Below are 241 nucleotides of genomic sequence, written 5' to 3' on the forward strand. Positions count from 1 at the left end.
TCGCCCTTCATCGGCTCGACCATGTGCGGGTGAAGGCCGGTGGCTTTACCAACCTTTCGCGCGATCATCTGGACTATCATGAAACCATGGAGGCCTATCTGGCTGCCAAGCTAAGGCTGTTCAAAGAAGTAATGCCAAAGGGCGGCGCGGCCATACTGAATGCCGATATTCCCGAATATCCCCTTGTTGCCGAAGCGGCTACCCAACACGGACTTAACGTTATTTCTTATGGAAAGAATGC

Annotated in this window: 1 protein-coding gene; it reads left to right on the forward strand. The window is 52.7% G+C overall.

Features of this window, described 5'->3' with window-relative positions; all coding sequences use genetic code 11:
- Positions 1 to 241, forward strand: a 241-nt coding sequence (locus ACZ3HG_RS24690; RefSeq protein WP_465335153.1) for a Mur ligase family protein, incomplete at both ends; no start/stop codon positions are given.

The sequence above is a fragment of the Erwinia sp. PME.40.26/001 genome, assembly GCF_055556675.1.